We start from the raw sequence: 6,000 nt of genomic DNA, 5'->3' as shown, positions 1-6,000 counted from the left end.
AAAATGCGGCGCCAAAGCAGTAGCACTGCGAGCAGTGTGGCGACGCCGCCAGCGGGAATCGACCGACGCCCGCCGGTGAGCAGCAAGCTGGAGCGGTAGTTCAGTCGGTTAGAATACCGGCCTGTCACGCCGGGGGTCGCGGGTTCGAGTCCCGTCCGCTCCGCCAGAACGAAGCCCGTTGGATACGTCCAACGGGCTTTTTCTTTTTCCACAGACGTTTCTCCCGCGTCCATCCCATCCTTCATTTCGTTGGCCGTACGGACAATCTGCGATTGCCGGCGGCCGCGCGTTATCGTAGCGTTGTCGAAACCTGGTTTCCTCGCTTGCCCACATGTTCGCACCGAACGACATCCCGTCGCCGTTTCAGCTGCGCCGCGCCACCATGGACGATTTCGAGTTCGCGGAGACGCTCACGCGCAACAACATGGGTGGCTACTATCTGCGGCATCACCTCGTCTGGCGCGGTGATCTCTTTCTGGCGAGCTATCGCGAGTCGGAGAATTTCATCCTCGAACTCGACGGCGAGCCGATTGGCGTGCTACGCGTGACGCAAGAGGGCGACTCGCTGCATATTCGCGACGTGCAGATCGCCCAAGGGTATCGCGGCAATGGCGCCGGTACGTTCCTGCTCGACATCTCGCACCAGTGGGCCCGCGAGCGCGGCCTGCGCGAGCTGCAGCTGCGCGTGTTCGTCGATAACCCGGCCGCGCGTCTCTATCTGCGCATGGGATATCGCGTGGCGGGTCCGAGACTTGCGCGCCTCGGCTCGATTCGCCACATGACGCGCCTCGTCTGAAGCTGGCCGGTCACTCGCTCAAGCCATGTTGTCGTCGCGCCCGGCGGCCACGGAATCTTCCGGTTCGTCGTAGTCGCGATCGCCCGTGCCGCGCGCGATGAAGGCGCGCGGGCTCTCGCCGAAGGCGCGGCGAAACATCGCCGAAAACGCACTCTGGCTCTGGTAGCCGAGTTCCTGCGCCACGGCGGCCATCGGGCGTCCCTGATTGAGCAGCGGGATCGCGCGCGCGAGGATCGCCTGCTGACGCCAGTGCGAAAAGCTCACCCCGAGTTCCTGACGAAAGAGCCGCGCGATCGTGCGCGTGCTCGCGCCCACGTGAGCAGCCCAGTATTCGAGCGAGCCGGGTCCCGCCGGGTCGGCGAGCAGCGCTTCGCACAGCGCGCGCAGGCGCTTTTCCTCGGGCATCGGCACGGCGAGCGGCAGCGGCGCCGAGCGCGTGATCTCGTCGAGCGCCAGCGCGCCGAGCAGGCGCTCGCGCGCGGTGGGAATGCCGCGCTCGTCGAGGGCCGCGATCGTCTCGCGCAGCAGGCCCGAGACCTCCACCACGCGGCACGCGCCGAGGCCGGGCGGAATCACCGATTCGTCTACGTAGAGCGTGCGCAGGAACGCGTCCTCGACGATCGCCACTTCGTGTGTGATGTGAGGCGGCACCCAGATCGCGCGCGAGGGCGGCACCATCCACGTCGTGCCCGGCGTCGCCATGCGCAGCACGCCGCGCGACGAGTAGGCGAGTTGCGCCCACGCATGGGTGTGCTGCGCGATGCACACACCGGCCGGCATGGGCCGCGAGCGCACGCGGATCGGATGCGTGGGTGTCGGCGCGAACTCGGGCGGGATATCGACGAGTTCGGCGCGCGGCAGCGCATCGTTGCGGGCGTCGCTGGATGCGAAGTGGGGCAGATCCTCAGGCATGACGGGCAGGGCGACGGGTTCGGCGGCGGGTTCGGCGACGAGTGTGGCGATTAGTGCACCCATTGTAGACGTCTCGCGCTCGGGGGCCTGGGCCGCACGCGTTTATGGCCGGGCATAATGTGGGCGAATCGACAGCGTGCTCGTGTGGCGCGAGCCGCCCTGAAGGAGAGAAAAGACATGAAATACGTGTTCGTCTACGGCACGCTGCGCGCGGGCGAGATCAACGACATCAACCTCGCGGCGGATCGCAACGCGATCGCGCGCCCGCGGCACCTCGGTCTCACCACGCTCGCCGGCCGGCTCTTCGACTTCGGCAGCTACCCTGGAATGTTGGCCGGGTCGGCCGATGCGCAATCGACGGTCGTCGGCGACGTCTACGAAATCGACGACGCGCTCCTCGCCGTGCTCGACGAAATCGAGCAGGTGTATCCGGGTGTCGACAATCTGTTCGTTTCGCAGGAAGTGGATATCGAGGTGCAGGGCGAACGCATTGCTTGCGTCTACTATCCGGTGGCGTCCGCCGCCATTGCCGGGCGCCCCGAGATCGCTGGCGGCGACTGGGTCGCGCATCGGCGCACGCGCTGATCGCTCAAGGCGCGGCGCATGAAAGCACGAAGGCCCGGCGGGCTCACGCCCTCCGGGCCTTTTTCATCGGCAATTCGTTAGACGTGCCGAGCGATTAGATCTCTTCGTACAGCGGCAGTGTCAGGAACTCGACGAAGTTTTCCGACGTCGACATCTGCTCGAAGATCTGCGCGGCGCGCTCGTACGGCTTCGTGTCGCCGCCGACAGACGCCTTCACCTTGTCCAGCTCCTGCGGGATCAGTTCGCGCACGAGTTCGGCCGTGACCTTGCGGCCGTCTTCGAGCTTGCCCTTGGGCGAGCGGATCCACTGCCACACCTGCGAGCGCGAGATTTCGGCGGTCGCCGCGTCTTCCATCAGGTTGTGGATCGGCACGCAGCCATTGCCCGCGAGCCAGGAGCCGAGGTAGTGGATGCCCACGTTGATGTTGTTGCGCAGGCCCGTTTCGGTGATCGGCGCTTCGGGACGGAAGTCGAGCAGATCCTTGCCCGCAACGTTCACGTCCGCACGCTGCTTGCTGATCTGGTTCGGCTTGTCGCCGAGCACCTTCACGAACTCTTCCATCGCGATGGGCACGAGGCCCGGGTGCGCCACCCAGCCGCCGTCGTAGCCGTCGGTGGCGTCACGCGCCTTGTCCGAACGCACGCCGCCCATGGCCTTGTCGTTGGCGGCCGCGTCGTTCTTGATCGGGATGAGCGCGCTCATGCCGCCGATTGCCGGTGCGTTGCGCTTGTGACAGGTCTTGAGCAGTTCGAGCGCGTAGGCGCGCATGAACGGCACTGTCATCGTGATCTGCGCGCGGTCGGCAAGACAGAAGTCCTTGTCGTTCTTGAACTTCTTGATCGCCGAGAAGATGTAGTCCCAGCGGCCGGCGTTCAGACCCGAGCTGTGTTCACGCAGTTCATAGAGGATTTCGTCCATCTCGAACGCCGCGAGGATCGTCTCGACCAGCACCGTCGCGCGGATCGTGCCGCGCGGAATACCCACGCTTTCCTGCGCTGCGACGAAGACGTCGTTCCACAGGCGCGCTTCGAGGTGGCTTTCCATCTTCGGCAGATAGAAGTACGGGCCGCTGCCGCGCGCGATCAGTTCCTTCGCGTTGTGGAAGAGGTAGAGCGCGAAGTCGAAGATGCCGCCCGACACACGCTGACCGTCCACCGTCACGTGCTTCTCGTCGAGGTGCCAGCCGCGCGGACGCACGATCAGCGTGGCGGTCTTCTCGTTGAGCTGGTAGGTCTTGCCGTTTTGTTCGAGCGAGATCGTGCGGCGCACCGCGTCCTTGAGGTTGAGCTGGCCGACGATCTGGTTTTCCCAGTTCGGCGCGTTCGAGTCCTCGAAGTCGGTCATGTACGCATCCGCGCCCGAGTTCAGCGCGTTGATGATCATCTTGCGCTCGACCGGGCCCGTGATTTCCACGCGGCGGCATTCGAGATCCTTCGGCAGCGCCGCGATCTTCCAGTCGCCTTCGCGGATCGATTTCGTGTCGGCAAGAAAGTCGGGGCGCTCGCCGGCGTCGAGGCGCTTCGTGCGCTCGACGCGTGCCTTCAGCAGTTCCTGGCGGCGCGGCTCGAACGCGCGGTGCAGCTTCGCGACGAGTTCGAGCGCTTCGGGCGTGAGGATCGTTTCGAAGCCGGGCTGGATGTCAGCCGTGATCTGCATGCCTTGCGGCAGCTGCAATGTGTTCGCCATTTGCTTGCTCCTTGGTCGGTCAGTTTGTGAATGTGTGGTTGTTGTGGCTGCGGCGAGCGGCGTGTCCGTCATGCGCCCGGGCTGGGGCGAGTGCGGCCTTGTCGTTCGGGCGCAGCGGTTTCGAGAAAGGCGGCGAGTTCTGCCATGCCGCTGCCAGTGCCATGCGGCGCCACGCCGAGCTCTTCGGCGGGCAAGCGCTGGCGGTTGATCCAGAACGTGGTGTAGCCGAACCAGCCGGCGCCCGCGGCGTCCCAGCCGTTCGACGACACGAACACCAGCTCGCGTGGCGCGGCGTCGAAGGCACCCGTGCCGAGCGAATATGCGGCGGCGGCCGGTTTGTAGGCGCGCACGGCATCGACCGACAGCACATGGTCGAAGAGGCCACTCATGCCGGCGCTCTTCACCGCGATGTCGAGCATCTGCGGGTTGCCATTCGAGAGGATCGCCAGGCCCATGCGCGTGCCGTCTTCGCGTGGCTCACGCAGGCGGCGCAGCACGGGCAGCACGTCGGGGAAAGCCGACAGGCAGGCGTATTCGTCCATGAGGCGCTTTTCGCCCGCGCCCGTGAGCGGCAGGTTCAGGCGGCGCGCGGCGTAGCGCAGCGCGTCGAGCGTGATGTCCCAGAACGGGCGATAGCGCGCGCCGGCAGGGTCCGAGAGCGTGCGCAGCTGCGTGTACTCGATTTGCTTGAGGCGCCACAACTGCGAGAGCGCTTCGCCCTGGCCGGGGAACATCTGCTCGGCGGCAGCGACGACCGAATGCACATCGAACAGCGTGCCGTACGCGTCGAAGACAACTGCCTTGGGAAATCGTGTCGTTGAGGGTGTCGTTGTGGCCGACATAGCCTTGCACTCCATCTTCAGAGGTCGAGGTCGATTGTATTCATGAGTCGTATCACTGAAAAAGGCGGGATTGATCACTTGATCTTTTACTTTTACCCACCTAATCTGTCGGCCTACCTTCTCTTTTCCACTGTTTCTGTCGCCCAGCGCGCGCAGTGTCCGCCGATGGACCGCTTCAAGCAGATCGAGACCTTCGTCACCGTGGCTGCCAAGGGCAGCCTTTCCGCCGCCGCCCAGGCCGAGGGCGTGGCGCCCGCCATCATCGGCCGGCGCATCGACGCGCTCGAAGAGCGCCTCGGCGTGAAGCTGCTCGTGCGCACCACGCGGCGCATCACGCTCACGTTCGAAGGATCGGCGTTCCTCGAGGACTGCCAGCGCATCATTCACGACATGCAGAACGCCGAGGCGAGTGTGTCCGAGGGCGGCGTGAAAGCGAGCGGGCACCTGCGCGTGTCCGCGCCGGCGGGCTTCGGGCGTCGCCACGTGGCGCCGCTCGTGCCCGATTTCACGGTTGCGCATCCGGACGTGAGCATCGCGCTCGATCTTTCGGACCGGCTCGTCGATCTCGTGAACGAAGGCTTCGACTGCGCCGTGCGCCTCGGCGAATTGCCCGATTCGTCTCTCGTGTCGCTCAAGCTCGGCGAGAACCGCCGCGTGTGCGTGGCGGCGCCTGCGTATCTGTCGCGCCGCGGCGAGCCCGAAACGCCCGCCGACCTCGCCCGCCACAACTGCCTCGCCTTCGGCGCGAGTCTGAACCAGCAGCGCGGCTGGGCGTTCCAGCAAGAGGGCAAGGTGGTGTCGATCCGCGTGGCGGGCACGATGGAATGCTCGGACGGCGCCGTGCTGCATGAGTGGTGTCTCGCGGGCCACGGTCTGGCGTGGCGCTCGTGGTGGGAAGTCGGCGAGGACATTGCGGCGGGCCGGCTCGTGACCGTGCTCGACGCGTTCGCCGCGCCGCCCATCGGCATTCACGCCGTGTTTCCGCAGCGCCGCCATTTGCCGCTGCGCGTGCGCCTCTTTCTCGACTATCTCAAGCATACCTACGGTCAACCCGGTTACTGGGGATAGGGGCGCCGTGCGTGTTTCCGATATCCGGAATGACCCGCACGCACGGCTTGCACTGATTTTTCGCGCACTACAATCGACTTTAGGGCCCAGGCGCTTGCTTGCGCGAGACG

The 6,000-nt window shown here is 65.7% G+C and carries 6 protein-coding genes and 1 tRNA gene; 4 read left to right on the top strand and 3 right to left on the bottom strand.

Features of this window, described 5'->3' with window-relative positions; genetic code table 11:
* Positions 1-89 precede the first annotated feature (89 nt).
* Positions 90-166, top strand: a tRNA-Asp gene (locus tag AB4Y44_RS32660).
* A 165-nt stretch (positions 167-331) separates the two neighbouring features.
* Positions 332-796 carry a GNAT family N-acetyltransferase gene (locus tag AB4Y44_RS32655; protein ID WP_342921395.1) on the top strand — a complete coding sequence of 155 codons (465 nt, stop codon included), beginning with the start codon at positions 332-334 and terminating at the stop codon, positions 794-796.
* Between the two features lie 18 nt (positions 797-814).
* Here the strand turns inward: AB4Y44_RS32655 and AB4Y44_RS32650 are convergent, their stop codons facing one another.
* Positions 815-1,771, bottom strand: coding sequence for a helix-turn-helix domain-containing protein (locus AB4Y44_RS32650; RefSeq protein ID WP_368701855.1), 957 nt, complete (start codon positions 1,769-1,771; stop codon positions 815-817).
* 114 nt (positions 1,772-1,885) lie between these two features.
* Here AB4Y44_RS32650 and AB4Y44_RS32645 point away from each other — a divergent pair, with 114 nt between their 5' ends.
* Complete coding sequence (locus AB4Y44_RS32645; protein ID WP_368701854.1) at positions 1,886-2,293, top strand: gamma-glutamylcyclotransferase; 408 nt, start codon at positions 1,886-1,888, stop codon at positions 2,291-2,293.
* Positions 2,294-2,387: 94 nt separating this feature from the next.
* Here the strand turns inward: AB4Y44_RS32645 and aceB are convergent, their stop codons facing one another.
* Both aceB and AB4Y44_RS32635 read right to left on the bottom strand, forming a co-directional pair.
* Positions 2,388-3,980, bottom strand: a complete 1,593-nt coding sequence (gene aceB / locus AB4Y44_RS32640; RefSeq protein ID WP_368701853.1) for a malate synthase A — start codon at positions 3,978-3,980, stop codon at positions 2,388-2,390.
* Positions 3,981-4,048: 68 nt separating this feature from the next.
* Complete coding sequence (locus tag AB4Y44_RS32635; RefSeq protein ID WP_368701852.1) at positions 4,049-4,822, bottom strand: haloacid dehalogenase type II; 774 nt, start codon at positions 4,820-4,822, stop codon at positions 4,049-4,051.
* 165 nt (positions 4,823-4,987) lie between these two features.
* Between AB4Y44_RS32635 and AB4Y44_RS32630 the strand changes: the two genes are divergently transcribed.
* Positions 4,988-5,890 carry a LysR family transcriptional regulator gene (locus AB4Y44_RS32630; RefSeq protein WP_201697182.1) on the top strand — a complete coding sequence of 301 codons (903 nt, stop codon included), beginning with the start codon at positions 4,988-4,990 and terminating at the stop codon, positions 5,888-5,890.
* Positions 5,891-6,000 lie beyond the last annotated feature (110 nt).

Source organism: Paraburkholderia sp. BR10937, assembly GCF_040965695.1.
Lineage (GTDB): Bacteria > Pseudomonadota > Gammaproteobacteria > Burkholderiales > Burkholderiaceae > Paraburkholderia.
The sequence above is the reverse complement of the archived record's forward strand: the minus strand, read 5'-3'. Positions and strand labels throughout refer to the sequence as shown.